25 protein-coding genes are annotated in these 24,047 nt (G+C 59.6%); 11 read left to right on the top strand and 14 right to left on the bottom strand.

Annotation, left to right across the window (positions count from 1 at the left end):
• Positions 1-251: 251 nt before the first annotated feature.
• From ACW9IR_RS07190 to ACW9IR_RS07205, 4 genes are all read left to right on the top strand, one after another.
• Positions 252-1,742, top strand: a complete 1,491-nt coding sequence (locus ACW9IR_RS07190; RefSeq protein WP_457462407.1) for an aldehyde dehydrogenase — start codon at positions 252-254, stop codon at positions 1,740-1,742.
• 49 nt (positions 1,743-1,791) lie between these two features.
• The gene (locus ACW9IR_RS07195; protein ID WP_093440793.1) at positions 1,792-3,075 is read left to right on the top strand and encodes an NAD(P)/FAD-dependent oxidoreductase; all 1,284 of its coding nucleotides are present in this window, start codon (positions 1,792-1,794) and stop codon (positions 3,073-3,075) included.
• A gap of 643 nt (positions 3,076-3,718) precedes the next feature.
• Entirely contained in the window at positions 3,719-4,267 is a 549-nt protein-coding gene (locus ACW9IR_RS07200; RefSeq protein WP_007950154.1) for a cupin domain-containing protein, read from the top strand.
• Between the two features lie 264 nt (positions 4,268-4,531).
• Positions 4,532-4,963 carry a hypothetical protein gene (locus tag ACW9IR_RS07205; protein WP_146232733.1) on the top strand — a complete coding sequence of 144 codons (432 nt, stop codon included), beginning with the start codon at positions 4,532-4,534 and terminating at the stop codon, positions 4,961-4,963.
• 16 nt (positions 4,964-4,979) lie between these two features.
• Here ACW9IR_RS07205 and ACW9IR_RS07210 read toward each other — a convergent pair whose 3' ends face one another.
• The 3 genes from ACW9IR_RS07210 to ACW9IR_RS07220 all read right to left on the bottom strand — a co-directional run bounded on the left by ACW9IR_RS07210 (position 4,980) and on the right by ACW9IR_RS07220 (position 6,852).
• Positions 4,980-5,663 carry a DUF4225 domain-containing protein gene (locus ACW9IR_RS07210; protein ID WP_110719479.1) on the bottom strand — a complete coding sequence of 228 codons (684 nt, stop codon included), beginning with the start codon at positions 5,661-5,663 and terminating at the stop codon, positions 4,980-4,982.
• Positions 5,656-6,156 carry an Hcp family type VI secretion system effector gene (locus tag ACW9IR_RS07215; RefSeq protein WP_102899242.1) on the bottom strand — a complete coding sequence of 167 codons (501 nt, stop codon included), beginning with the start codon at positions 6,154-6,156 and terminating at the stop codon, positions 5,656-5,658. Before ACW9IR_RS07215 ends, ACW9IR_RS07210 begins: the two co-directional genes overlap by 8 nt.
• A 264-nt stretch (positions 6,157-6,420) precedes the next feature.
• On the bottom strand, positions 6,421-6,852 hold the full coding sequence (locus ACW9IR_RS07220) for a hypothetical protein (protein WP_150793730.1): 432 nt from the start codon (positions 6,850-6,852) through the stop codon (positions 6,421-6,423).
• A gap of 165 nt (positions 6,853-7,017) precedes the next feature.
• Here ACW9IR_RS07220 and ACW9IR_RS07225 point away from each other — a divergent pair, with 165 nt between their 5' ends.
• The 4 genes from ACW9IR_RS07225 to ACW9IR_RS07240 all read left to right on the top strand — a co-directional run bounded on the left by ACW9IR_RS07225 (position 7,018) and on the right by ACW9IR_RS07240 (position 9,673).
• The gene (locus tag ACW9IR_RS07225) at positions 7,018-7,407 is read left to right on the top strand and encodes a hypothetical protein (RefSeq protein WP_095118362.1); all 390 of its coding nucleotides are present in this window, start codon (positions 7,018-7,020) and stop codon (positions 7,405-7,407) included.
• Positions 7,408-7,422: 15 nt separating this feature from the next.
• A complete protein-coding gene (locus tag ACW9IR_RS07230; protein WP_457462412.1) occupies positions 7,423-7,845 on the top strand; it encodes an HD domain-containing protein in 423 nt (140 codons plus the stop codon).
• A 76-nt stretch (positions 7,846-7,921) separates the two neighbouring features.
• Positions 7,922-8,941 (top strand): AbrB family transcriptional regulator, encoded by a 1,020-nt coding sequence (locus ACW9IR_RS07235; RefSeq protein WP_457462414.1) that lies wholly within the window; start codon positions 7,922-7,924, stop codon positions 8,939-8,941.
• A 285-nt stretch (positions 8,942-9,226) separates the two neighbouring features.
• Entirely contained in the window at positions 9,227-9,673 is a 447-nt protein-coding gene (locus tag ACW9IR_RS07240) for a YMGG-like glycine zipper-containing protein (protein ID WP_102899238.1), read from the top strand.
• Here the strand turns inward: ACW9IR_RS07240 and ACW9IR_RS07245 are convergent.
• The 3 genes from ACW9IR_RS07245 to ACW9IR_RS07255 are packed head-to-tail and all read right to left on the bottom strand — an operon-like array spanning position 9,658 to position 13,343.
• A complete protein-coding gene (locus tag ACW9IR_RS07245) occupies positions 9,658-10,683 on the bottom strand; it encodes a DUF2955 domain-containing protein (protein WP_457462416.1) in 1,026 nt (341 codons plus the stop codon). The genes ACW9IR_RS07240 and ACW9IR_RS07245 overlap by 16 nt on opposite strands.
• Entirely contained in the window at positions 10,673-11,797 is a 1,125-nt protein-coding gene (locus ACW9IR_RS07250) for an HlyD family secretion protein (RefSeq protein ID WP_457462418.1), read from the bottom strand. Before ACW9IR_RS07250 ends, ACW9IR_RS07245 begins: the two co-directional genes overlap by 11 nt.
• On the bottom strand, positions 11,790-13,343 hold the full coding sequence (locus ACW9IR_RS07255) for an efflux transporter outer membrane subunit (RefSeq protein ID WP_457462420.1): 1,554 nt from the start codon (positions 13,341-13,343) through the stop codon (positions 11,790-11,792). The genes ACW9IR_RS07250 and ACW9IR_RS07255 overlap by 8 nt, the downstream gene beginning before the upstream one ends.
• A gap of 121 nt (positions 13,344-13,464) precedes the next feature.
• Between ACW9IR_RS07255 and ACW9IR_RS07260 the strand changes: the two genes are divergently transcribed.
• Positions 13,465-13,983, top strand: a complete 519-nt coding sequence (locus ACW9IR_RS07260) for a transporter suffix domain-containing protein (protein ID WP_016982834.1) — start codon at positions 13,465-13,467, stop codon at positions 13,981-13,983.
• Between the two features lie 64 nt (positions 13,984-14,047).
• Here ACW9IR_RS07260 and ACW9IR_RS07265 read toward each other — a convergent pair whose 3' ends face one another.
• The gene (locus tag ACW9IR_RS07265; protein ID WP_095118368.1) at positions 14,048-14,824 is read right to left on the bottom strand and encodes an NAD(P)H-dependent oxidoreductase; all 777 of its coding nucleotides are present in this window, start codon (positions 14,822-14,824) and stop codon (positions 14,048-14,050) included.
• A gap of 85 nt (positions 14,825-14,909) precedes the next feature.
• Here ACW9IR_RS07265 and ACW9IR_RS07270 point away from each other — a divergent pair, with 85 nt between their 5' ends.
• Positions 14,910-15,803 carry a LysR family transcriptional regulator gene (locus tag ACW9IR_RS07270; protein WP_180988076.1) on the top strand — a complete coding sequence of 298 codons (894 nt, stop codon included), beginning with the start codon at positions 14,910-14,912 and terminating at the stop codon, positions 15,801-15,803.
• A 253-nt stretch (positions 15,804-16,056) separates the two neighbouring features.
• Positions 16,057-16,842: a DeoR/GlpR family DNA-binding transcription regulator gene (locus ACW9IR_RS07275; RefSeq protein WP_457462423.1), complete on the top strand. Its 786-nt coding sequence runs from the start codon at positions 16,057-16,059 to the stop codon at positions 16,840-16,842.
• A gap of 129 nt (positions 16,843-16,971) precedes the next feature.
• Here the strand turns inward: ACW9IR_RS07275 and ACW9IR_RS07280 are convergent, their stop codons facing one another.
• From ACW9IR_RS07280 to fdhD, 7 genes are all read right to left on the bottom strand, one after another.
• The gene (locus ACW9IR_RS07280; protein ID WP_457462425.1) at positions 16,972-18,255 is read right to left on the bottom strand and encodes an NAD(P)/FAD-dependent oxidoreductase; all 1,284 of its coding nucleotides are present in this window, start codon (positions 18,253-18,255) and stop codon (positions 16,972-16,974) included.
• Between the two features lie 146 nt (positions 18,256-18,401).
• Positions 18,402-19,766, bottom strand: coding sequence for a glutamine synthetase family protein (locus ACW9IR_RS07285; RefSeq protein ID WP_457462427.1), 1,365 nt, complete (start codon positions 19,764-19,766; stop codon positions 18,402-18,404).
• Between the two features lie 408 nt (positions 19,767-20,174).
• Positions 20,175-21,518, bottom strand: coding sequence for a chromate efflux transporter (gene chrA, locus ACW9IR_RS07290; protein ID WP_102899230.1), 1,344 nt, complete (start codon positions 21,516-21,518; stop codon positions 20,175-20,177).
• Positions 21,519-21,834: 316 nt separating this feature from the next.
• Positions 21,835-22,296 (bottom strand): molybdopterin synthase catalytic subunit MoaE, encoded by a 462-nt coding sequence (gene moaE / locus ACW9IR_RS07295; protein ID WP_457462429.1) that lies wholly within the window; start codon positions 22,294-22,296, stop codon positions 21,835-21,837.
• Between the two features lie 3 nt (positions 22,297-22,299).
• Positions 22,300-22,551, bottom strand: coding sequence for a MoaD/ThiS family protein (locus ACW9IR_RS07300; protein ID WP_093440717.1), 252 nt, complete (start codon positions 22,549-22,551; stop codon positions 22,300-22,302).
• Entirely contained in the window at positions 22,548-23,033 is a 486-nt protein-coding gene (gene moaC / locus ACW9IR_RS07305; protein WP_123376707.1) for a cyclic pyranopterin monophosphate synthase MoaC, read from the bottom strand. The genes ACW9IR_RS07300 and moaC overlap by 4 nt, the downstream gene beginning before the upstream one ends.
• Positions 23,030-23,875, bottom strand: a complete 846-nt coding sequence (gene fdhD / locus ACW9IR_RS07310; RefSeq protein WP_102899226.1) for a formate dehydrogenase accessory sulfurtransferase FdhD — start codon at positions 23,873-23,875, stop codon at positions 23,030-23,032. The genes moaC and fdhD overlap by 4 nt, the downstream gene beginning before the upstream one ends.
• Positions 23,876-24,047 lie beyond the last annotated feature (172 nt).

The raw sequence follows: 24,047 nt of genomic DNA on the forward strand, positions 1-24,047 counted from the left end.
AGCCAAAAGCCCCTCACCCTAACCCTCTCCCGGAGGGAGAGGGGACTGACTGAGTTGTCTTGAGATATTCAGCGACCTGAACGATCCAGTCGATTATGGATTCGGCAAAGATTTTTCAGGTCGGCGGAGATTCTGAGCATCCCCGAATCGGTCCCCTCTACCCCCGGGAGAGGGCTAGGGTGAGGGCAGCCATCCCAAGCCAGACATCGCAGCCAGAAACACCCCCAATCCCCCCTTGTCGAGCCACAACAATGACAACGACCCGCAACGACTGGGAACAACGCTTCCAGTCCCTGACCATCGAAGCCCGCGCATTCATCAACGGTGAATACCGTCCGGCCATCAGTGGCGATACCTTCGAATGCATGAGCCCCGTCGACGGCCGTTTCCTCGCCTCCGTGGCCAGCACCGATGAAGCCGACGCCAACCTCGCTGTTGAAGTCGCGCGCCAGTCTTTCGAGTCCGGCATCTGGGCGAAAAAAGCCCCGGCCGAGCGCAAGCGCATCCTGATCCGCTTCGCCGATCTGATCCTGCAGAACCAGGAAGAACTGGCGCTGCTGGAAACCCTCGACATGGGTAAACCGATCAGCGATTCGATGAGCATCGACATCCCGGCGACCGCCAACGCGATCCGCTGGAGCGCCGAAGCCATCGACAAGATCTACGACGAAGTCGCCGCCACACCGCATGATCAACTCGGCCTCGTCACTCGCGAGCCTTCCGGCGTGGTCGCGGCCATCGTGCCGTGGAACTTCCCGCTGATCATGGCCAGCTGGAAATTCGCTCCAGCATTGGCGGCGGGCAACTCGTTCATTCTGAAACCTTCGGAAAAATCGCCGCTGACTGCAATCCGCATCGCCCAACTGGCGCTGGATGCCGGCATTCCGAAAGGCGTGTTCAACGTCCTGCCAGGCTTTGGCCACACCGTCGGCAAGGCGCTGGCGTTGCACATGGACGTCGACGTGCTGGCCTTCACTGGCTCCACGGCGATTGCCAAGCAACTGATGATTTATGCAGGCCAAAGCAACATGAAACGCGTCTGGCTCGAAGCTGGGGGCAAGAGCCCGAACGTGGTGTTTGCCGACGCACCGGATTTGCGCGCGGCAGCACAAGCGGCGGCCGGCGCCATTGCCTTCAACCAGGGCGAAGTCTGCACTGCGGGTTCGCGCTTGCTGGTCGAGCGCTCGATCCGCGAGCAATTCATTCCGCTGTTGGTGGAAGCGCTGCAAGCGTGGCAACCGGGTCATGCACTCGATCCGGCGACCACCGTCGGTGCCGTGGTCGATCAGCGTCAACTCGACAACGTGCTGCGCTACATCAGCATCGGTCGCGAGCAGGGCGCCGAGCTGATTGCCGGCGGCCAACGCACCCTCGAAGAAACCGGCGGCCTCTATGTGCAACCAGCGATCTTCGACGGCGTGACCAACGCAATGACCATTGCCCAGGAAGAAATCTTTGGCCCGGTGCTGTCGCTGATCACCTTCGACACCGCTGAAGAAGCGCTGCAGATCGCCAACGACAGCATCTTCGGCCTCGCCGCCGGCGTCTGGACCAGCAATCTCAGCAAGGCGCACACCTTCGCCCGTGGCCTGCGTGCCGGCAGCGTCTGGGTCAACCAGTACGACGGCGGCGACATGACCGCACCGTTCGGTGGCTTCAAGCAGTCGGGCAACGGCCGCGATAAATCGCTGCACGCGTTCGACAAGTACACCGAGCTGAAAGCGACCTGGATCAAGCTCTGACTCTATTACAGCGGTGGCCGCCGTTTATGGGCGGCCCTCGGAGAAACGTATGAAACAGCAACACGTAAACAGCTACTACGCCGCCACTCGCAACGAAGTCATCGACTTTCCGGTTCTGGAAGAGTCGGTCGAGTGCGACGTCTGCATCATCGGCGCCGGTTACACCGGCCTGTCCTCGGCGCTGTTCCTCACCGAGGCCGGCTACAAAGTGACGGTGCTGGAAGCGGCGAAAGTCGGCTACGGCGCCAGCGGTCGCAACGGCGGTCAACTGGTCAACTCCTACAGCCGTGACGTCGACGTGATCGAAGAGCGCTACGGTGACAAGACTGCAGAAATCCTCGGCAGCATGATCTTCGAAGGCGCCGACATCATCCGTTCGCGCATCAAGGAATACGACATCAAATGCGACTACCGCCCGGGCGGCATCTTCGCAGCAATGAACAAAAAGCAACTCAACGGTCTGGCGGAGCAGAAGCGCGGTTGGGAGCGTTACGGCAACCGCAATCTGAAGATGCTCGACGCAGCAGATATCCGTCGTGAAGTTGGCTCCGATGCTTACGTTGGTGGTCTGCTCGACATGCAGGGCGGCCACGTTCACCCGCTGAACCTGGCCCTCGGTGAAGCAGCGGCGATTACGCGTTTGGGCGGCAAGATCTACGAGCAATCGGCGGCCGTGGAAATCAAATATGGCGAGCCCAACGTCGTGCGCACCGCCAAAGGTCAGGTCCGCGCCAAGTACCTGCTGATCGCCGGCAACGCCTACCTGCCACAGGGTCTCGACAACCGCGTGACCGCGAAAAGCATGCCATGCGGCTCGCAGATCGTCGTCACCGAACCGTTGACCGAGAAACAGGCACGCAGCCTGATCACCAACAATTACTGCGTCGAAGACTGCAACTACCTGCTGGATTACTACCGTCTGACTGCCGACAACCGTCTGCTGTACGGCGGCGGCGTGGTCTACGGCGCGCGTGAACCGGACGACATCGAACAACTGATCCGCCCGAAGATCCTCAAGACCTTCCCGCAGCTCAAAGACGTCAAAATCGACTACCGCTGGACCGGCAACTTCCTGCTGACCATGTCCCGCATGCCGCAATTCGGCCGTATCGAAAAGAACGCCTACTACATGCAAGGCTACAGCGGCCACGGCGTCACCTGCTCGCACCTGGCCGGCAAACTGATCTCGGAAATGATCCGTGGCGACGCCGAACGTTTCGATGCTTTCGCATCGCTGCCGCACATGCCAATGCTCGGCGGCCGCACCTTCTCCGCGCCGCTCACCGCCCTCGGCGCCGTCTACTACTCGCTGCGCGACCGTTTCGGCATCTAAGTTAACTCCCCGGCGGCGGCCCCCAAGACCCCGCCGGTTTTTCTTATCGCAACACTCCCTGATATCCAAATGTGGGAGCTGGCTTGCCAGCGATGAGGCCAGCAAACACAACATCAATCCGACTGAAACACTAAAGATCAAATTGTAGGAGTGAGCCTGCTCGCGATGAGGTTAGAAAAGACACCATCACTCCCGCTGACACACCACAAAACCTGTGGGAGCTGGCTTGCCAGCGATGGCGGTCTTTCAGCAAAAGGGATGTTGAATGTGCCACCCAATCGCTGGCAAGCCAGCTCCCACAGGTTTTGTATTCAGCCCAGAATTACCACCGGCGGGTTCATTTCACCCACCGTCCATCGAACCTGCTGAGCAACACCGGCAAACGTGATTTAATAGCCGCCTTTCACGGTTCCGGGACACGGGAGCAACGTGATCCGCGCCCCTCGCGCGGCACCCGCCACCCACCCCCATTACCCGTGGGTCTGCGCGAGAACCGCCGAGCGGCGATCAGGCAAGGCAAAAACAGGCGAGGAAGCGGAGTGTAGGGCCCTACATGAGCATTCCGAGCCTGTTTTTAACGCAGCATGATCGTCGCGCAGGCAGTTTTCGCGCAGAGCCTAAGTACTTCTCACATAAGGCAGTCATGGATACGGGTTCTCGACTCAAACTAGTACGCGAAAGCTACAAACTCTCCCAGCGCGAGCTGGCCCGGCGTAGCGGCGTGACCAATGCCACCATCTCCCTGATCGAACAGAATCGCGTCAGCCCCTCCGTCAGCTCCCTGAAAAAGCTGCTCGAAGGCATACCGATGTCCCTGGCCGACTTCTTCACCTTCGACCAACCCCCGCGCGAGCATCAATACGTGTTCCGTGCCAATGAACAGCCTGATCTGGGCCGCCATGGTTTGCGCCTGCTGCTGATCGGCGCCTCGGTACCAAGCCGCCAGATGCGCTTGCTGCGCGAGCAATACGCACCGGGCGCGAGCTCCGGGGAAGAGCCGATCGTTCACGCCGAGGGCGAGGAGTGCGGACTTGTCACCCGTGGCACCGTGGAGTTGACCGTGGATGGGTCGGTGAGTGTGTTGAATGCGGGGGATGGGTATTACTTCCCGACGACGCTGCCGCATAAGTTCCGGAATATCGGGGCGGATGAGGCTGAGATAATTAGTGCGAATACGCCGGCGAATTTCTGATCACTGTTTAGATTAGGCGCACGTTGTAAATAAATCCGACACCTATTATTGGGTGTCGGATTTTTTGTGCGTGGATGAAATGTTTGTAGGGGGTAGGGTTTTGATTTGTAGGAAGGTTCTGAATGGGTGCGTGATGAGGCGAGGTTAAGGATGTTATGGCTCTTCTGGCATGTTTACATTGCGTGGTGGTTGATCGGAAGCCGTTTTTGATTGTCCGTAGAGCTTTGATTTTTTTGGTGTTATAGCTATCTGAGGGAGCGGGCTGTGCAATTAAATGATCTTCGGTATTTATTTCGTGTTTATTGTCCAATCCTTGCTTCTTCATTTTTCTGGAGTGTAATGGTCTTAAATTGTATTGGTCAGTTTATAAAGCTTGAGGGGGGGCTGGTCTGGGTAGTGTTTTTTGTTGTTTTTGTTTTATTTGCTTTGCATGGTTTTATTTTTTCTGTTCCATCGCTTCGCAATATATTCGATGGAAAAGTGGTTGAAGAAAAGCACTACAATTTACGATGGGTGTTAATCGAAATAGTCTTTTTATCTGGAATATTGGCCATTGCTTTTGTCCCTTTTATGATGGGGTTTGATTTTTTTAATGGTGTTTCGTACTGGGTAGTAGCGTCTTTTCTGTTTATTTTTTTTCTTGGGTCGATTTGCTATTTAAGTTTTTTTCAGCGTTCACTTCGCTCTCGCCGTTGACGTGCTGGTTTTGTGACTACTGTTCAAGGCCTGATTCTCTGATTGAGTTTAGCGTGAAGCTGTCGGTTAAAGCTTCGAAAGCTAAGGTTAGTGTTCCCATTCGCTTGTGGGCCCGTTCGTAGTTTATAGGGTCTCTATTGAAGAGTTGCACCGAATCTGGCTTTCGGACGAGATGTATCATGCCTCGAATAGATAGATAGAGATCCACGCTGTAATAGGTAAGATTACCGTGTTTGATGCCAAAAACGTTCTGATAACCGATCCTGACAGGACCCACAACACTTGGTTTGTCAGGGCCGTTGTAGATGTTTCCCACACCCTCATAAATGTTGTTGACGCCGTGTCCGATTAAGGCAATGCCCGTAATGCCAGCTTTACCTCGGGAGGCTCCAATCGCTAAGGCGCCAGCCTGAAGTTGCATGCTTCCCGCAGCGATAGTCACCCCATTCTGAAAATAAAACATGGACTTGGCAGAAAGCTCTGAATACTCCTCCCTCAGTTCCTGCAATCCTTGCTTCGCACTAATAACACCGTCATCCACCGCCCGAATAATCTCATTCGCATAAGCCGACACGATCTCGCCAAACTTGAGCTGGTTGAAACTGTCGTACAACTGCGTGGCGCCAATCTGGCAGCCGAAAGCGACCAGGTCCGATGCGGCGCGGGTAACGTCGTTAATGTCGCATGAGTCCTCATTCACCGTTATTTCCCCACGTGCTGTGGCCGCACGTTCCCGCTTGAATATGCGTCCAGCTGATCTCGCGATAAGTGAACGACACCAGTTCCTGTGGTTGTGCGTCATTGAGGTGAATGGCGTGGGGAACTTGAAGATTGATGTGGGCGACTTTGGCGCCGGTTATATGGATTTTGAAATATTTGTCTTGGGTGCCGGCGGGCGAGGTTCGGTAGAAAAATATTGTGCATTCCAGCACTTCGCGTTCGTGAAGTGCGGCGGACAGGAGCGGGGAAGACTTGTCTATGTTCTTGGTGATCATGATTGGCAGGTGTTGGCCTCGGTCGGCGCCAACGCCACCGTCATTGCCGGTGGTCATGTTGTGTGAGTAGGCCAGCACCATGATTTCATCCAGATGGCCCAACTGGCATTTATTGCCGATTGAGCTAGTGTCGGAACATCCGGCGGAGATCAACCCTTGTCGGTTTCCGGTAATGCTCATGTAACTGTGATTGGCCATGGATGCACTGCTTTATTAGAAAATTAGTTTTGTCTGCAGAGTAACCGCCAACTAAGCCACGGCCGAGAGGCAGCATTTCAGAGTTCTTGAAATTCAGACACGTCTTACAGGAGCAGCGGAATTCAGGAAGTGAATGTTCTGAAGTGCCAAAAAAGTTACGGCCGAAGGTAGCAGCAGTGCTGGTTAATGGATAACGCGCACTAAAAAGCCCGGTCTTTTGCCCCGGGCTTTCTTTTGCGTATTGCCAACGCGGATATCAAACGTTTACTTGGTCGTCCAATGCCCGCCGCCACTCTCACAATCAATCTTCGCCTGCCCCAGATTTTCCGCACCGTAGTAATACGTGGTGACCTGCGCGCCATCCGGAACATTCAACGCCTTGGCGTTTTTGTCCTTACTGGTGGAGTGCGGGTTGGCCAAGGACTCCTGAGTGAGGGTGGCGATGCAGGTGGCTTGATAGTGGTCATCGCACTGCTGGACCTTTTTCTTGACGGCGTTGACCATGTCTTTGCTTTCGTTGCTGCACGACCAGTCGATGGAGTTGACGGGCATACCCTCGTATTCGTAACAGCTATGGCCGGACACGGTGGGCACGGAGGCGCTGGAGGAGCGGGTCTCGACGTCGCAGCCTTCGGCCATGACGCAGGTGGGGATGACACAGAACGTGGCGAGCAGAAGCAGGAATCGAATGTTCATCGGGCTTTCCTCTTCGATGGCGCCGGTTCTGATCAATGAGGGGGCGCTTATGGTTTCGAGATTGCGCAGGGGGAGGAGGTTCCATCAGGTTTTTGATTTGCGCTGTTCACACAGAGTGGGAAACAATCGGACACATCTAGCGTCCCAAGGATTGGAATATTGCCCATGATCGAGATCGGCGGCCGCAACAACGCCCCCACGCCACAGCACAACACCCACGACGTCTACTTCTTCAGCATCGACTTGACCCGAGCGGCGACGCCTTTTTGTTTCGAGCAATCGATTGGTGGCGGGCACGCCGAGCAGGGCGGTGCGCGGTGGTTGGCGCTGGACGAGCTGGAGGCCTGGCCCGGTGACTGGCGTGAGCATTTGAAGAAGTCTGACTGTGCCTGGGTCGCTGAGTTGATCGATGCACACCCTGGTGCGGATCAAGTGACATTGGTGTCGATGATTCTCCAGCGTCACTCCGCGCCCGCGAAGCCAGTCGGTCGCTTGAAGTCCATTGCCGCTTGGCTCAAACGCAATATCCACGTTGGCGGCCGGTATGGCGTTTAACCCGAGGAAACTTCTATGACTCAAACACTGGAACGCGCTATCGCCATCGCCGCAACCGCCCACGCCGGGCAGCTCGACAAGGGTGGTGCGCCGTACATTCTGCATCCGCTGAAAGTCATGCTGTGCATGAACACGCTGGAAGAACGCATCGTCGCCGTGCTGCACGATGTGGTCGAGGATTGTGGGATCAGCCTCGATGATTTGCGCAAAGAAGGTTTCAGCGAAGACGTGCTGACGGCGATTGAGTCGGTGACCAAAGTGCCCGGCGAATCCTATGAAGACTTCGTCGATCGCGCCGCACAGAACCCGATCGGTCGGGTGGTCAAGTTGGCGGATCTGGAAGAGAACAGCGACCTGTCGCGAATTGCCTCGCCGAGTTGGGAGGATCTTGAGCGGATCGAGAAGTATCGGCGCGCGATTGGACGGTTGCGCTCATAAAACTACGCAATCCCCTGTAGGAGCAGCCTTCGGCAGCTCCTACAGGGGATCGAGTTTAATTGCCAGGAAGGCATCTATGAAATCCATTCTCTGTTTGTTGATCGCCGCCGGGTTTGGCGCGGTGTTGCAGTCCCTCGGCGTGCCTCACGGTTTGCTGTTGGGCTCGATTCTTGTCACTGCATTGGTCGCCACTAAATCAGGTTTCGCCCCCGTGACGCCTTATGGCCTGGGCTACATACAGGTGGCGCTGGGCATCGCCACGGGGCTGATGTTCGAAGCGTGGGACAGCGCGACGGCATCGGCCATGTTGCCCAGCCTTGGCGTATTGCTGCTGTGTTTGATCGTGCAGATTACGTTGGCCGCGCTGTGGCTGACGCGCGGGGCAGGGTGGAATCGCACTGATGCATTGTTGGCGGTATACCCGGGCGCATTGGCAGCGGTTTTCGATTTGCTGGAGTCGGAAAAGGCCTCAAGCAAAGTCATCATCGTGCACCTGATGCGGCTGTTGCTGATCACCGTGTTGGTGAGCTTTTTGCTTCCGGGACAGGCATCGGTGGCGGTGATTGAAAGCGCTCCGTTGACGACCGGGATGGCACTGACCGTGTTTGCGGTGATCGGCTTGAGTGTCGTGCTTGGACGCTTGCTGCTGGTGATCGGCGTACCGGCGCCGTTTATGCTCACGGCGATCATCATCACGGCGGTTTTTGTCAAAGCAGGTTGGCTGCACAGCTTCCACATGCCGGATTGGAGTTTGAATCTGGCTTCACTGATTCTGGGTGTACGAATCGGCTCGCGATTTCAGGGATTGGGCGTCAAGGAGTTGGGCCGGCATGGTCGCACGGCGCTGGTTTCGGTCGGGTTGATGATCGTGGTCGCGGCGGCGTTCGCCGAAGTGGCGGCGCGGTTGTTGGACAGTGATCCGCTGTCGCTGTGGCTGGCGTATATGCCGGGGGCGATCGAAACGATTGCAATCGTCGCGTTCGCGGGAGGGCTGAATGTGGTGTTTATTCTGACCCATCATTTGGCGCGGATGGTGCTGCTGCATTTTGCTCCGGCGTTGTTGGTGCAGGTGCGGCGGGTGCGGGAAACTTCCTGATTTGGATTGTGTGAGCTCAATCGATCCCCCTCACCCCAGCCCTCTCCCGGAGGGAGAGGGCGCCGACCGTGGTGTTTTGCGCGATGCATCGACCTGAACGACCTTATTGATTATGGATTCACTGCAAGGAATTTCACGTCGGCGTACTACTTGAATATCCCGCAATCAGTTCCCTCTCCCTCCGGGAGAGGGCTAGGGTGAGGGGGGCACTTGATCCAACACCATGAACTACACTCCCTCATTACCCCGCACCACCGCCAACCCCAGGCCCCGCCGGAGGTAACCATGAATCGCCTAACGCCCATCGCGCTGATGATCGCTGCCCTGTACATCACTCAAGCCAGCGCCGAATCCATCGTCCCGCTCAAAGGTCAGACCTCCCAGCAAACCCAGATCGACATCAACGACTGCCACTCCATCGCCTCGACTTCAACGACTTCAACACCCCAGGCGGGTGGTCGTCTCAAGGGCGCCGCTGTCGGTGCCGCCGCCGGAGCCGCAGGTTCTGAAGTCCGCGGTCGTCAACACGACGAGGTTTACGACCGCGTCGACGATGATCGCAAGCAGGATTACCGACAGAACCGTGCGCAGCAAACCGCCGCGGCCGGTGCGGTAGTCGGTGGCTCTCGACAGCGGCAAGAGCGGCGCGCGCAGAGCAAAACCGATGCAGCGGCCAGTTCCAGTGCCTACACCGGGTGTTTGCAAGGACGCGGCTATCAGGTCACGCCTTGACGGCGGGTTCTGTGCCCATGGAGCAGGTGCATCATCAAAACGCCGTAAAGCGTTACCAGGATAAACAGGGCCATGCGCACGGCAAATGCTGTGTAGACGTCTTTGCCTGCCGCGCTGTCCTGCACCGATTGGCCGAGCAGGATGATCATTGTTATCAGGGTGTTGAGCCAGAACCCCGGGCTGAATTGTGTCGGGCTGAGGCGATAGAGTTTGCGCGCCAGCCATAGCCCGACCAGCAACATCCACAGGAAGAACATCCACACGTGCACGAAAAGGCTTAATCCGCACCACACCAGCACCGCCAATACGCCGGCGAGCAGGGTCGAACCGACCAGTTCGCGCCCCGCGTGATGAGTGTTTGTCGTGGAGCTTTGTTGGCCGAGGCTGACGGCTTTGAGGACGATCGGCATGTAGCTGGCCGGGTCGCTCAGGGCCAGCAAAAAGGTCGGCAGCACGATCAGCGTGGCGCGCAGGGCCACGCGCGGTACCTCGTCGGCGGGCATGGCGGGCGGCTTGGGTGGGACGGGGTTGTTTGCCGGTTCCGGGAATAATGCGTGGCTGACGCCAACCACCGCGACTGCCAGCAACAGGCCTTGGACCAACGCACCAATCACCGCTATCGCCAGATCGAATTCAGCGAACCCGGCGGCGGAGATCATGGTCATGCCGATCACCAGAAAGGTCACGATCAGCGGGTTGCCGCCGCGCAAACCAAAGCGGAACACCAGAAACAAACCGAGGCCGATCAACAACACGCCGCTCACCGGGTAATAACGCAGCAGTGGCACCAGCAGCAGGCCGATGCTGGTGGTCAACGCGGCGACCAGCGCCAACACGATCGCGCCTTTCAGCGGTAACGGTCGGGGCAGGCTGGCCAGCAGCAGCACCGCCAACACCGGCGAGATAAACGCCAGCGGCAGCGCCAGCGCATAACTGGCGGCGGTGCACAGCGCCGTGCCGAACGCCAGGCGCAATGCCCGCTGCGCCGGGACGCTGCGCTCAATAGGCATACGACAGCCAGCTCATCAGGCCGACAAACAAACGGCCCAACGGATTGAGCGGATTGCCCTCGGTGGGAAAGGCCATGACTTCAGCCTGGCCGCCGGCACGGATCGCGCGACTGTCGATCAGGCGTTTCTTCGCCTCTGGCGTGAACTCGATGATCACCGGGAAACGCTGCGCCGGCCGTAACCAGTCGCGGCTGTTCTGAATGCTTGGCAGGGTTCCCGGCGCGGATGTCTGGCCGACGCTGACGCCATAACCGACGCTGCGCACCTGCCCATCAAGTACTGCGCCGGGCAACGCGTCGAGGACGATGGCCACCGGCGTTCCGGGTTGCACACGGCCAAGGTTGTTTTCGGTGAGGTCGGCGCTGATCCATACGTCGTGGATGGCAATCAAGGTCATCACCGGGCTGCCAGCCGCAGTGAACTGGCCGACGTCGGTGCGCAGGTCAGTGATCAATCCGGCCGAACGCGCACCGATGCGGGTGTTGGCCAGGTCCAGTTCGGCCTTGGCCAGTGCCGAAGCGGCGCTGCGCAATTGCGCGTTGGTCTCGGTGTTGCCACCTTCCTGTTCCTGGGCGCGTTGCACCTCGGCACGGGCAGCGGCGACTTGGGCGACGGCTTGTTCGCGGTTGGCCCGAGACACTTCCAGCAAGCGCACGGAGACGGTGCCGGGATCCTGTTTGTACAAGCCCTCAAGGCGTTGATTGTCCTGCCGCGCTTTGAGTTCGTTGGCTTGCGCGGCACGCAATGAAGCCTGCGCCGAGGCGATACCGGCGGTGCTGGCGCCGACTTGCCGACGGGTTGATTCCAGATCGGCTTTGGCGCGATCTACAGCGATTTGCAGCGGCTGCGGATCGAGTTCGAAGAGGATGTCACCCGCCTTGACGTCCTGATTATTGCGCACGTTGACGCGGATCACCCGACCGGCAACTTCGGCAGCGACCGGAATCACGAAAGCGCCGACCCGCGCCTGCTGGGTGTAGGGCGTGTAGCGGTCGGCGAGCAGATACCAGGCCAGGCTCAGTACGATCAGCAACAGCACCCAGCGGATGCCTTTTTTTGCCGGATCGGGCTGGGCAGGCGCGGGGGCCGGGGCGGGTGGCGCGGCTTCAGTCATGACGGGTTACCTGCGATGGGAGGGGATACGCCGGTTGGGCGGGCGGCGCATTGAGCAGGTCGCCCCAATCAGTGCGCTGTTGCATCTGTTGCCGGGTCGGCTCATCGACCTGCGGGGCATTGCTTTGCCAACCGCCACCAAGGGCTTTGTACAGCGCGATCAGGTTGCTCACGGCGTTGCTGCGGCTGACCAGATAGTTGTCCTGCAATTCCAGCAGTGCGCGTTGAGCGTCGAGTACCCGCTGAAAGTCCGAATAGCCTTCGCGGTATTGCGTGTTGGCGAGCACCAGCGAGCGCCGCGCCGCACCTTCGGCTTCACGCAGAATGCGTTCGCGCTCCAACGCTTTGCTCAGGCCGCTGGCGGCATCGTCAGCCTCGCGTGCGGCCTGGCGCACCTTGTCGCGGTAGGCCTCGATCAGTTGCTGCAAACGCGCGTCCTGGACCCGTACGTTGTTGCGGATGCGCCCGTAATCGAAGATGTTCCAGCGCAGGCTCGGGCCGCCGATCAGGTCGAAGCTGCGCGGAGTGGCGCCGAGGGTATCGCTTGACCAGACGATGCTGCCGAGTAAGGTCAGCGACGGATACAGATCGGTTTCGGCGACCCCGACCAGCGCCGATTGCGCGGCGACATTCAGTTCCGCCGCACGTACGTCCGGGCGGCGCAGCAGCAGGTTGGCCGGAACGTCCTGCAGTACGGCGCGATCGGTCAGCGGGATCAGTCCGGTTTGCTCGGCCAGCAATGCTGCGCCACCGGGCGGCTGGCCAACCAGCACCGCCAGAGCGTTGCGCGTGCGCAACAGTTGATCCTCGAAGGCCGGAATGCTGCTCAGGGTGCCGAGGTATTGGGTCTTTGCCTGCTGCAGGTCGAGTTCGGCGCTCTGGCCGCTGTTGAAGAGTTTTTCGGTGATCTCGAAATTGCGTTTTTGCTGCACGGCGTTTTCCTGGGCAACGCGCAGTCGTGCCTCGGTGGTGCGCAGGGAGAAATAGGTGTCGGCGACTTGCGCGCGCAGGAGTACGAGGGCGTCCTCGTAGTTGGCCTGTGCGGCGAAATAGCTGGCGTCCGAGGATTCGATGGCGCGGCTGAAGCGGCCCCAGAAATCCAGCTCCCAACCGACATCGAACGCAGCGCTGTGCTGCCAGAAGTGCAGATCCTGTGGATTGCTGCCGCCCGACTGATGACGGTCGACATACAGGCTGTCGACCCCGACCTGTTGCAGTTGCGGGTAGCGACCGCTTTCGGCGATGCCCAGTTGGGCGCGGGCTTCGAGTACCCGCAGGCCGGCGATTTTCAGGCTGCTGTTATGCGCATCGGCGGCGGCGATCAGGCGGTCGAGTATCGGGTCGGCAAACACCTGCCACCACTGGCGCAGATCCGGTTGGGCAGCGCGTTCGCTGGCCTGCTCCAGTGCCGCGCTGTTCCACTGCTTGCTCCACGCTTCGCCCGGCGCCTGAAAGTCCGGTCCCAGGCGTACGCAGCTGCTGACACTCAAGGCGCCAAGCAACAACAGGTATCCGGGCCGCGTCAGCAGGGCTGTTGTTGAAGGCATTGCGTTATGTCCCTGACCCGCAAATATCAGTGGAGCATAGACGGCGAATTGCAAGTTGTTCAGGTGAATCTGCTGCTACGCTTTTCAGGCGTCTGCACCCCACCCAAACAGGTATAAAACCATGGAAACTGTCCAAGATCCGCTGACACCGACCCCCGCTGCCACCTGGCGCTTCAAGGTTGGCGTGGCGATCATTTGCCTGATGCTGGGCTCGTGGCTGATGGTGCCACTGGCCGCCGCCCTCGACGTGCCCGGTTCGAAAGTCGCGGCGCTGACCGGCGTGCTCTTTATCAGTAACAAGGTGCTGTTGCTGGTGGTCATCGCAGTGATGGGCAAGGCCGGGTTTGCCGAGCTCAAACGCACCATTGGCCGACATGTCTCGGGGATGCTTCCGACGCCCGTCGCCGAAGTCTCGCCGCTGCGGCATCGGGTGGGCGTAGTGATGTTTTGCCTGCCGTTGCTGTCGTCGTTTCTGGAACCGTATTTCGATAATTTCTGGCCGGGGTTGCGGCCCAATCTGTGGCAGATGCAGATGCTCGGGGATCTGATGTTCATCGGCAGCTTCTTTGTGCTGGGCGGCAATTTCTGGGACAAGGCCCATGCACTTTTTGTGCGTACGGCGAAGGTGGTGTCCGTTTGAACGTTGATTGCTAGAGCCATTGTGGCGGGGGGGATAAACCCCTCACCACAAGGTAGGCGTGAAGTCAGCGGATGTGGGCGGCAAAGCCCACTAGATCCGGCGCAACGTGATCCTTGAGGGTCAACGCAGGAATGTCGTACTCCCCCGCGTTCTGCTGCCGAAATGCAATTGGCCGTGTACTCCATAACTCGTCCAGACGCTGGCCCAACGCCTCGGTCGTCTCGGTAAATCGCGCTTCATCCATCCGGCTGACACGATAGGTCAGGAAGGGCGGCAGCACGTCAAAACCAGGGTAGTAGAGAACGCCATGCTGGATCGGAAACAGCAGATCATCGATTGGCCCGTTGATCCCGCGCGGGGCGTAATGCGACTCCCAGCCACCGGTGGTGACCATCAACATCGCCCGTTTGCCTTTCATTTTGCCTTCGCCATAACGCTCGCCCCAGCGGCTGTCGGAGTGCTCGCCGACGCCGTAGGCAAAGCCGTAGGCATACACGCGATCGACCCAGCCTTTGAGAATCGCCGGCATGGTGAACCACCAGAGTGGAAACTGCAGGATCAGTGCATCAGCCCACAGCAGTTTTTCCTGTTCGCCAGCGATGTCGGCGGATTGAGTGCCTTCGGCGTAGGCGACCTTCGAGTCGAGGGAGGCGTGAAACGGCTTCGTCGCATCGCGTTGCGGGGCATCATCGGCGTCAAGGGTGGCTTTCCAGTTCATCGCATAGAGATCCGAGACCTGTACGTTGTGGCCGGCGGCTTGCAGGCGCTGGACGGTAAAGTCGCGCAGCGCGCCGTTGAGGGATGTTGGTTCCGGGTGTGCGTAGACGAGTAAGACGTTCATGTTGAAACTCCGTTGGCTGAGTGACAGCAGGATCGGCGTTCAACCGGTATATTGGAAATGAATGTCTGATATGTCTGGTATAGCCATGAATAATTTAAGACGGCTGGATATCAATCTGCTGTTGACCCTCGATGTGTTGCTGTCGGAGCACAACGTCACCCGCGCGGCCCAACGGTTGAATCTGTCGCAGCCTTCGGTGAGTGTGCATTTGGCCAAGCTGCGCGACATCTTCGGCGATCCGCTGCTGTTGCCCGGGCCGCGCGGCATGCGCCCGACGGCGCGCGCCGATGAGTTGCGTGAGCCGTTGCGCGAGGCACTGGAAGCGTTGGAGCGGGCGGTGGCGCCGGCCAGTGCGTTCGACCCGGCGCAGGCCACGCACACCTGGAAAATCGCCGCGACGGATTACGGCGAGTCGACGGTGGTGCTGCCGGCCCTGCGCGGTTTGCGCGAAGAGGCGCCGGGCACGCGGCTGGCGGTGATCGATCTGACCCCGGCGCATTTGGTCAAACAGGCTGAGCAGGGCGTGTTCGATCTGGCGCTGCATATTAGCGAAGACGCGCCGCCGGAGTTGCACCGACGACCGTTGTTTACCGAGCGTTATGTACTGGCAGGTCGAATCGGCCATCCGGGGCTGAAGTCTGCACCCACACGCAAACAGTTCTGCGCGCTGGAGCACGTCATGGTGTCGCGTGAGGGCGGGGGCTTTTTCGGGGTGACTGACCGGGCGTTGGCCGATGTCGGGCTGATGCGCAAAGTGGTGCTGTCGGTGCCGCACTTTCTGATGGCGATGTCGGTGTTGGCCAGCACCGATCTGGTGGCGATGCTGCCGTCACGACTGGTGCGTGGCAACCCGGCATTGCAAGTGGTCGACGCACCGCTGGAGGTGCCCGGTTACGAAATGGCGATGTTCTGGGGCGAACGCTCGCACCGCGATCCGGCGCACAAATGGCTGCGTGAGCATTTGCTGGCGTCGGTCTGAGACGTTGTCAGGCGTGGCCCAAGGCAATCGCAAACGACACGACGATCATGCACGCAAATGCAAAATTGAGATTCATGGGGTGTTCATCCTGAGCCTTTTAGAGTGGGGTCATTCTGAACAGGTTGAAAGCAAAGAAAAAATTCGCCTTATTGATTCCAAAGATCGAAACAATCGATACCTGCCGATTTGTTTTTGCCCGAGGCTTTGGTTAGTCTCGCGAAACCTGCAACTACAAGCACAAACAGGCACAACCATGCACGATCATTCAGCGGCTGAACTGCCATCTCTGCGCCGGCAGAAAATCCTTTTACTGCTCGAACGCGACGGCAAAGTCATGGCGTCCGAGTTGAGCCAACACTTCGCGGTGTCCGAGGACACGATCCGCCGTGACCTGTCCGAACTGGACAATGCCGGGCTGGTGCAGCGCGTGCACGGCGGGGCGTTGCCGCGTCCGAAGGATTCCGGAAAGGATTACTTCACGCGGCTGGACGAGACGGATGAGATCAAGATCCGTTTGGCGCAAAGAGCGGCGCAGGAGATTGAGGACGGGCAGATTGTGCTGTTCGATTCCGGCTCGACCACGCTACAAGTGGCGCGCTCGTTGCGTGCCGATATCAGCATCACCGCGGTGACCGCTTCGCCGATGACGGCGATTGCCTTGTCCGAATTCAAGGCAGTGAAAGTGATTCTCGCTGGCGGCCAGCTGAACCCGCGAACGATGGCGGCGGGTGGGCATGAGGCGCTGCGTTTGCTCGCAGGGATCAGGGCGGATCTAGCGATTACCGGGGTCTGTGCGATTCATCCGGAGGTGGGGATCACCTCGCTGCATTTCGATGAAGTGCCGGTAAAGCAGGCGATGCTTGATGGCGCGGCGCGGGTGATTGCGGTGACTTCGGCGGACAAGTTGGGAGCGGTGGAGCCGTTTGTGGTGGCGCCGTGTACACGCCTGCATACGCTGATTACCGAGCGGCATGTGGCGTCGGGGAGTGTCGAGGATTATCGGCGGTTGGGGATTGTGGTGGAGCAGTTGGCGGATTGAGGTTTTGTGGTGGGGCTGATGGCCTCATCGCTGGCAAGCCAGCTCCCACAGTTTCCGTGGCGTACACGAAATCCCTGTACACCACTAAAACCTGTGGGAGCTGGCTTGCCAGCGATAGGGCCAGTGCAATCACCGCAATTTTTCAAGCATCTGGTAGTACCACATCCCGGCAGCCAACAACGGGTTACCGAGCAAGTCCCCCATCGGCACGCGAATGTGCTGGCACTGGGCAAACGTATCGAACTGCTCCAGTTGCCCGGTGATCGCCCGACTCATGATTTCGCCCATGATGTGCGTCGTCGCGATGCCGTGCCCCGAATAGCCCTGGCAGTACCAGACGTTGTCCGAGAGCTTGCCCAGTTGCGGAATGCGGTTGATGACGATGCCCATCGCGCAGCTCCACTGGTAATCGATCTGCACACCTTTGAGCGCCGGGAAGGTCTGCTCAATGCACGGGCGCAGTTCGGCGGCGATGTCCCGTGAATCCTTGCCGCTGTAGTTGGCGCCACCACCGAACAACAGGCGGCCGTCGGCGGTGAGGCGGTAGTAGTCGAGGACGAAACGGCAGTCATACACCGCAAGGTCTTCGGGGTTGATCTGTTTTGCCAGATCGCCCAGCGGCGCGGTGGTGACGATCCCGCCCATGGCCGGGAAAATCTTGCCCTTGAGCTGCCCCGGTTCGAGTTTGTGATAGACGTCGCCGGCGAGCATTACTTGATTAGCGTCGATCTGCCCGTGAGCCGTGCGCACACCGGGCGTAGCGCCGTGAATGATCTCCAGTACTTCGCTGTTCTCGAAGATCAACGCACCGAGACTTTCCGCCGCCCGCGCTTCACCGATGCACAGGTTGAGCGGATGCAGATGCATGTTGCGGGTGTTCTTGATTGCGCCGTGGTAGAGGTCGCTCTGCAGCAGATCACGCACCTGACTGCGGTCGAGCAGGCTGACTTCATCACCTAATCCGCGCCGTACGGCTTCTTCGTAATCCTTGCGCAAGTCGCTCATGTGGCTGGGCTTGTACGCCGCGTGCAAGTGACCGTGTTTGAGGTCGCACTGAATGCCGTATTTCTCGACGCGTTGCTGGATGATTTCGTGCCCGCGCCAGCGCAGGTGCCAGATGAAATCATCGACGTCGTCGCCGAGTTTCGCGCGCATCTGTTTGCGCATCGCGCCGTCGCCGGAGAGGCTGCCGGTGACTTGTCCGCCATTGCGCCCGGTGGCGCCCCAGCCGATCTTGTGGCTTTCGACGATGGCGACTCTCAGGCCTTTTTCGGCGAGTTCGACAGCGGTGGCGACGCCGGTGAAACCACCACCGATGATTACCACGTCGACCTTGTGCCGGCCTTGCAGGGTCGGGTAGTCGGTGTCCTGGTTGAGGGTGGCGGTGTAGTAGGAATTGCAGCGTTCGGTCATGTCAGTGTCCACACAAATTCTTAGGTTGTACGCGGTCACTGTAGGAGTGAGCCTGCTCGCGATAGCGGTGTGTCATTCACAGATGATTTGACTGACATGGCCTCATCGCGAGCAGGCTCACTCCTACAGGGGGTAGTGGTGAGTCTTCAGGCTTCGGTGAGATACCACCGCCAATCCTGCTCACCCACCTCGGCCATGAACTGCCGATATTCGGCACGTTTCACCGCCAGATACACCCCGAGAAATTCCTGCCCCAAGGCATCCCGTGCCCACACCGAATTCTCCAGCGCCTGCAGCGAGGTCAGCCAATCCGTCGGCAGTAACTCCTTCGCCTGCGCATACCCATTGCCCTCAACCGGTGCCCCCGGGTCGAGGTCTTCACGAATGCCACGATGAATCCCGGCAAGGATCGCCGCCGCCGCCAGATACGGGTTGGCATCGGCGCCGCAGATGCGGTGTTCGATGTGCCGAGTGTTGGCCGGGCCGCCCGGAACACGCAGGCTCACGGTGCGGTTGTCGACGCCCCAGGTTGGCGCCAATGGGGCGTAGCTATTGGCCTGGAAACGCCGGTAGGAGTTGGCGTTAGGGCAGAACAGCAGCAACGAATCGAGTAGCGAGGCGAGCATGCCGCCAATCGCCGTGCGCAGCAGTGGAGTACCGGCCGGGTCTTCGGAGGCGAACAGATTGTGTCCCGCGCCATCGGCCAGACTCACATGCATGTGCATGCCGGTGCCGGCCAGATCATCGAACGGCTTGGCCATGAAGGTCGCCTGCATGCCGTGCTTATGGGCGATGGCTTTGACCAGACGTTTGTAACGCACGGCTTGGTCCATCGCCTCCAGCGCATCGCCGTGTTCAAGGGTAATTTCCACCTGACCCGGCGCGTATTCGGAAATCGCTGTGCGCGCCGGAATGCCGTGCAGTTTGCAGGCGCCGTAGAGGTCGGCGAGGAACGGTTCGATCTGTTCCAGCTCACGCAAACCGTACACCTGAGTGTGTCGCGGTCGACCACCGTCAGCGTCCAGCGCCGGTTGTGGGCGGCCGTTGTGATCGCGTTTGGCGTCGAGCAGATAGAACTCCAGCTCACACGCCATCACCGGGTGATAACCCTCGGCTTTGAGGCCGTCGATGATCTTGATCAGCAAGTGCCGAGGGTCAGCGATGCTGGCGGGCATGCCCTCGGTCGGGTGCATGCTGACCTGCACGGCGGCGGTCGGAATCTGCCGCCACGGCAGGCGCACCAGACTGCCCTCAAGCGGATAGGCGCGGCAGTCGATATCGCCGACGTCCCAGACCAGACCGGAGTTTTCGACGTCTTCACCCTGTACGGTCAGACCGAGAATAGTGCTCGGTAGCGGCCGGCCGCTTTCGTATACAGCGAGCAGTTCTTCGCGGTGCAACAGCTTGCCGCGTGGCACGCCGTTGGCGTCGAGGATGAACAGTTCGATCATGTCGATATCGGGGTTCTGTTCAAGGAACAGGCGTGCGTCTTCGATGGCTGCGAATTTCATAATCAATCACTCACGATGGCGCCGCACAGGCGCGCAGATTCGGGCCGGACACGACGCAGCAATAGGCGTGGCTGTCCTGGCAGGAATATCAAGAAGCAGGGGGCTGTCGCGGTTCTTTAACGGACGCGATCAGACAGACCGGGCGATATCCGGCGGGCGTGCGGAGTGACGCAGCTTGGAACGGCGCAGGGCCATGGGGAGATTGACGATACGATTCATACGCCGCCCCTGTGGGAGAGGGCGCGCAGGGTAGAGACGTTCAACGATTTTCGTTGTTGTGGTGACGTACTCATAACGCGTGTTTCCGTTGGCGGAAAACGTCGGTGGCGGGCTGACCCGCCGACCGGTGTGCCCGGATAGTAAGGGGGAATTCGCGGGCGTGTAAACGGGAGATTCGCAGGCCAGGGTTCAGCGCATCAGGTGAAAGCCCAGCCCGGCGAGGGCGCAAACGATCAACACACTGATCACGCCGCGCTTGAAAACGAACAGCGCCAGCGCCGCCGCAACCGCCAACATCAGCGAAAACAGATCCAGCGCCCCGGCAAAACCGTTTGGCCACAACACGTGATAGGCGAAAAAACACGCCAGATTCACAATCACCCCGACCACGGCAGCGGTGATTGCCGTCAGCGGTGCGGTGAACTTCAGTTCGTTGTGCGTCGATTCCACCAATGGCCCGCCGGCGAGGATGAACAGAAACGAGGGCAGGAAGGTGAACCAGGTCACCAGGGTTGCTGCCAGTGCGCCGGCAGCAAAGGCATGTTCGGGGCCGAACGCCGGTTGCACGTAGGCACCGACGAAACCGACAAACGCCACCACCATGATCAGCGGGCCCGGGGTGGTTTCGCCGAGGGCGAGGCCGTCGATCATCTGCGTCGGCGTCAACCAGCCGTAATGCCCGACGGCGCCCTGATAGACGTAAGGCAGCACCGCGTAGGCGCCGCCAAAGGTGAGCAGGGCGGCTTTGGTGAAGAACCAGGCCATTTGCGTGAACGTGCCGTCCCAGCCGAACAATGCTGTCAACAACGCCATCGGTAAGCACCAGAGCACTGCGCCGATCAACCCCAGGCGCAGCAGCTTCGGCAGGCTGAAACGGGCGTGTTCCGGCGCCGGCGTATCGTCGTCGATCAACGCCGGGCCGAAGGATTTCTCGCTGTTGCGCGCCCCCGTGTTGCTAAACCGCTGCGGTGCGAATCGTCCACCCAGGTAGCCGATCAGCGCGGCCCCGAGGACAATCAAAGGGAAGGGCACGTTGAAGGCGAAAATCGCCACGAACGACGCCCCGGCAATCGTCCACAGCCAGGCATTCTTCAATGCACGCGAGCCGATGCGATGCGCGGCGTGCAGCACAATCGCGGTGATCGCCGGTTTGATCCCGTAAAACACCCCGGCCACCGCAGGTACATCACCGAAAGCGACGTACAGCCACGACAAGCCAATCAGAATGAACAACGACGGCAGCACAAACAGCGCACCGGCGATGACACCGCCCCAAGTGCGATGCAGTAGCCAACCGATGTAAGTCGCCAGTTGCTGAGCCTCGGGGCCGGGCAGCAACATGCAGTAGTTGAGTGCGTGCAGGAAACGTTTTTCGGAGATCCAGCGCCGACGCTCGACCAGTTCTTGATGCATGATCGCGATCTGCCCGGCCGGCCCGCCGAAACCGATGCAGCCGAGTTTCAGCCAAAAACGCCAGGCCTGGCGCAGGGTGACGGGATCGGGGCGGGGCAGGTTGTTCGGCGCTGTGCTCAAGCGAGACTCCGGAGTTGGGTCCTGGCGGAGTGGCTATCTAATCAGACTTTCAACCCTCACCCCAGCCCTCTCCCAGAGGGAGAGGGAGCCGACCGCGGTGTCTGGCGTTATCCATCGACCTGAATGATCGAGTCGATTATGGATTTGATGGTCACCCGAAGGGGCCGACGGAGGTGTCTGGCGTCATCCGTCGACCTGAAAGACCTTATCGATTATGGATTCACCACAACTCCTTCACGTCGGCGTACTTCTGCAATATCCCCCAATCAGTCCCCTCTCCCTCGGGGAGAGGGCTAGGGTGAGGGGCTTTTGCTCTTCAGGCATGCGCCAGGCTCCAGCGCAACGCCGCATCCCGATCGCTCTCACGGCCCTCGACCCAGCGAGCACCCTCAGGCGTAGTCTCGCGCTTCCAGAACGGCGCGCGGGTCTTGAGCACGTCCATGATGAACGCGCAGGCCTCGAACGCCATGTGCCGATGCTTGCTGCTGACCCCGACAAACACGATTGGCTCGCACACCGATAACGCACCGACCCGATGCACAATCTCCACCCCCAACAGCGGCCAGCGCTCACGGGCTTCTTCCGCGATCTGCTCGAGGGCTTTTTCGGTCATGCCCGGATAGTGCTCAAGAAACAGTTCATGCACACTCTGGCCAATATTCAGATCACGCACATAACCAATGAAATTCACCACCGCGCCCACCCGTGGATTGCGCGCGTGCAGATCAGCCGTCAACTGGCCGACGTCGAAGCTCTTGTGCTGGACTCGAATAGCCATCGATCACCCCCCGGTCACTGGCGGGAAAAAAGCGATCTCATCGAAATCTTCAATCACCTGACTCGGCTGACACAGCTCCTGATTCACCGCGCACATCAGGTTGCTGGCACCGAGTACTTCGCGCCACAACTCACCGCGCTGCATCAGCATCTGCCGGACATCTTCAACACTGCCCAAAGCCTCAGTCAGCGGGATTTTTTCACCACCGAGATTGAGCCGGTCACGGTAGCTGGCGAAGTAGTTGATCAGGATCATTGCGCGTCCTCCCATTGAAAGTGGCCGGAGCGTCCGCCCTGTTTGCTGAGCAGGCGGATGTCGCCAATCACCATCGCCCGGTCCACCGCTTTGCACATGTCGTAAATGGTCAGCGCGGCGACGCTGGCGGCAGTCAACGCTTCGAGTTCGACGCCGGTCTGGCCGGTGAGGCGACAGGTGCTGGTGATCTGCACCCGGTCAGGTTCGCAGGCCTTGAGTTCGACGTGAATCGAACTGAGCAACAGCGCATGGCACAGCGGGATCAGTTCGTGAGTGCGCTTGGCCGCTTGAATCCCGGCGATCCGCGCCACCGCGAAGACATCACCTTTCGGGTGACCGTTGGCCTGGATCATTTGCAGTGTTTCCGGGCGCATCTGCACCCAGGCTTGCGCGCTGGCTTCGCGGCGGGTCGCAGCTTTGTCGCTGACGTCGACCATGTTGGCGCGGCCCTGATCGTCAAGGTGGGTGAGGGTGTGGCTCATGCGGAAAACTCCTGGAGCGGGCTGTAAATTCGTGGGGCGTTGCGATGTGGCACGTGGATCAGATTGAGTCGATGCTTGAGCGCCCAACGCACGGTCAACGCGGTAGGCGCGGACAGACTGACGAGGGTGCCGAGGCGTGCGCGCACGGCTTTGTGAATCAGTTCGAGGCTGCAACGGCTGGTGACCACGACGAAGCCTTCAGCAGCATCGATGGCGTCGATCTGCATCGCGCCGATCAGCTTGTCGAGGGCGTTGTGGCGGCCGATGTCTTCGCGGCACAGCAGCGCTTCACCGTCGACGTCGAAATACAGCGCGGCGTGCAGAGCACCGCTGCTGCGCGCCAGTTGTTGTGCGGCTTCGATGCGTTGGCGGATGCCGTCGAAATGCTCGGCCGGCGGTAGCGGTGAAGGTTGCAGGATCTGCAGTTGCGGCAGCGCCTGCTCCAGTGCTTCAACGCCACAGATGCCGCAACCGCTGGTGCCCGTCATTTGCCGACGATGATCCTTCAAGGCCCAGAACGCGCGGCTGGAAATCTGCACATCGGCCTGACAGGCCTGATCGAAATGCGTCAGGCGGATATCGTAGATCTCGTCGACGCTGTCGATGATCGCGTTGCTCAGGCTGAAGCCACGGATGAAGTCTTCGAGGTTACCGGGCGAGACCATCATCACCGCTTGGCTCAGGCCGTTGTAGGTGATGGCGAGGGCGATTTCCGAGGCCAGCGCGGCGTGGGAGATGGCGGCGGCGGGCAGGTATTCGCGAAACGCCACTTGCGCCGGTTGCGGGGCGGGGGCGTTGGGTTCGGTGGTGGATTCTGTGAGGGTTTCGACCTGGCAGAGCATCTTGAAAGTCCCGAGGCGCTGAAGAGTGTTCAGGCTACGGGGGCGTTAAAAATGCGTCCAATCGCTTGTTCCGATGTGGTGATTGCTTTGGTCGATCAATCAGGATTTGTATCGACTGTTCGGGCCTCTTCGCGAGCAAGCTCGCTCCCACAGGGGAATGCATTTCAATTGT

The sequence above is a fragment of the Pseudomonas sp. SDT291_1_S447 genome, assembly GCF_054070155.1.

Coding starts and splice junctions, on each gene's coding strand:
- ACW9IR_RS07190 (WP_457462407.1), top strand. CDS start 252: ATGACAACGACCCGCAACGACTGGGAACAACGCTTCCAGTCCCTGACC.
- ACW9IR_RS07195 (WP_093440793.1), top strand. CDS start 1,792: ATGAAACAGCAACACGTAAACAGCTACTACGCCGCCACTCGCAACGAA.
- ACW9IR_RS07200 (WP_007950154.1), top strand. CDS start 3,719: ATGGATACGGGTTCTCGACTCAAACTAGTACGCGAAAGCTACAAACTC.
- ACW9IR_RS07215 (WP_102899242.1), bottom strand. CDS start 6,156: ATGGCCAATCACAGTTACATGAGCATTACCGGAAACCGACAAGGGTTG.
- ACW9IR_RS07220 (WP_150793730.1), bottom strand. CDS start 6,852: ATGAACATTCGATTCCTGCTTCTGCTCGCCACGTTCTGTGTCATCCCC.
- ACW9IR_RS07225 (WP_095118362.1), top strand. CDS start 7,018: ATGATCGAGATCGGCGGCCGCAACAACGCCCCCACGCCACAGCACAAC.
- ACW9IR_RS07230 (WP_457462412.1), top strand. CDS start 7,423: ATGACTCAAACACTGGAACGCGCTATCGCCATCGCCGCAACCGCCCAC.
- ACW9IR_RS07235 (WP_457462414.1), top strand. CDS start 7,922: ATGAAATCCATTCTCTGTTTGTTGATCGCCGCCGGGTTTGGCGCGGTG.
- ACW9IR_RS07240 (WP_102899238.1), top strand. CDS start 9,227: ATGAATCGCCTAACGCCCATCGCGCTGATGATCGCTGCCCTGTACATC.
- ACW9IR_RS07245 (WP_457462416.1), bottom strand. CDS start 10,683: ATGCCTATTGAGCGCAGCGTCCCGGCGCAGCGGGCATTGCGCCTGGCG.
- ACW9IR_RS07250 (WP_457462418.1), bottom strand. CDS start 11,797: ATGACTGAAGCCGCGCCACCCGCCCCGGCCCCCGCGCCTGCCCAGCCC.
- ACW9IR_RS07255 (WP_457462420.1), bottom strand. CDS start 13,343: ATGCCTTCAACAACAGCCCTGCTGACGCGGCCCGGATACCTGTTGTTG.
- ACW9IR_RS07260 (WP_016982834.1), top strand. CDS start 13,465: ATGGAAACTGTCCAAGATCCGCTGACACCGACCCCCGCTGCCACCTGG.
- ACW9IR_RS07265 (WP_095118368.1), bottom strand. CDS start 14,824: ATGAACGTCTTACTCGTCTACGCACACCCGGAACCAACATCCCTCAAC.
- ACW9IR_RS07270 (WP_180988076.1), top strand. CDS start 14,910: ATGAATAATTTAAGACGGCTGGATATCAATCTGCTGTTGACCCTCGAT.
- ACW9IR_RS07275 (WP_457462423.1), top strand. CDS start 16,057: ATGCACGATCATTCAGCGGCTGAACTGCCATCTCTGCGCCGGCAGAAA.
- ACW9IR_RS07280 (WP_457462425.1), bottom strand. CDS start 18,255: ATGACCGAACGCTGCAATTCCTACTACACCGCCACCCTCAACCAGGAC.
- ACW9IR_RS07285 (WP_457462427.1), bottom strand. CDS start 19,766: ATGAAATTCGCAGCCATCGAAGACGCACGCCTGTTCCTTGAACAGAAC.
- moaE (WP_457462429.1), bottom strand. CDS start 22,296: ATGGCTATTCGAGTCCAGCACAAGAGCTTCGACGTCGGCCAGTTGACG.
- ACW9IR_RS07300 (WP_093440717.1), bottom strand. CDS start 22,551: ATGATCCTGATCAACTACTTCGCCAGCTACCGTGACCGGCTCAATCTC.
- moaC (WP_123376707.1), bottom strand. CDS start 23,033: ATGAGCCACACCCTCACCCACCTTGACGATCAGGGCCGCGCCAACATG.
- fdhD (WP_102899226.1), bottom strand. CDS start 23,875: ATGCTCTGCCAGGTCGAAACCCTCACAGAATCCACCACCGAACCCAAC.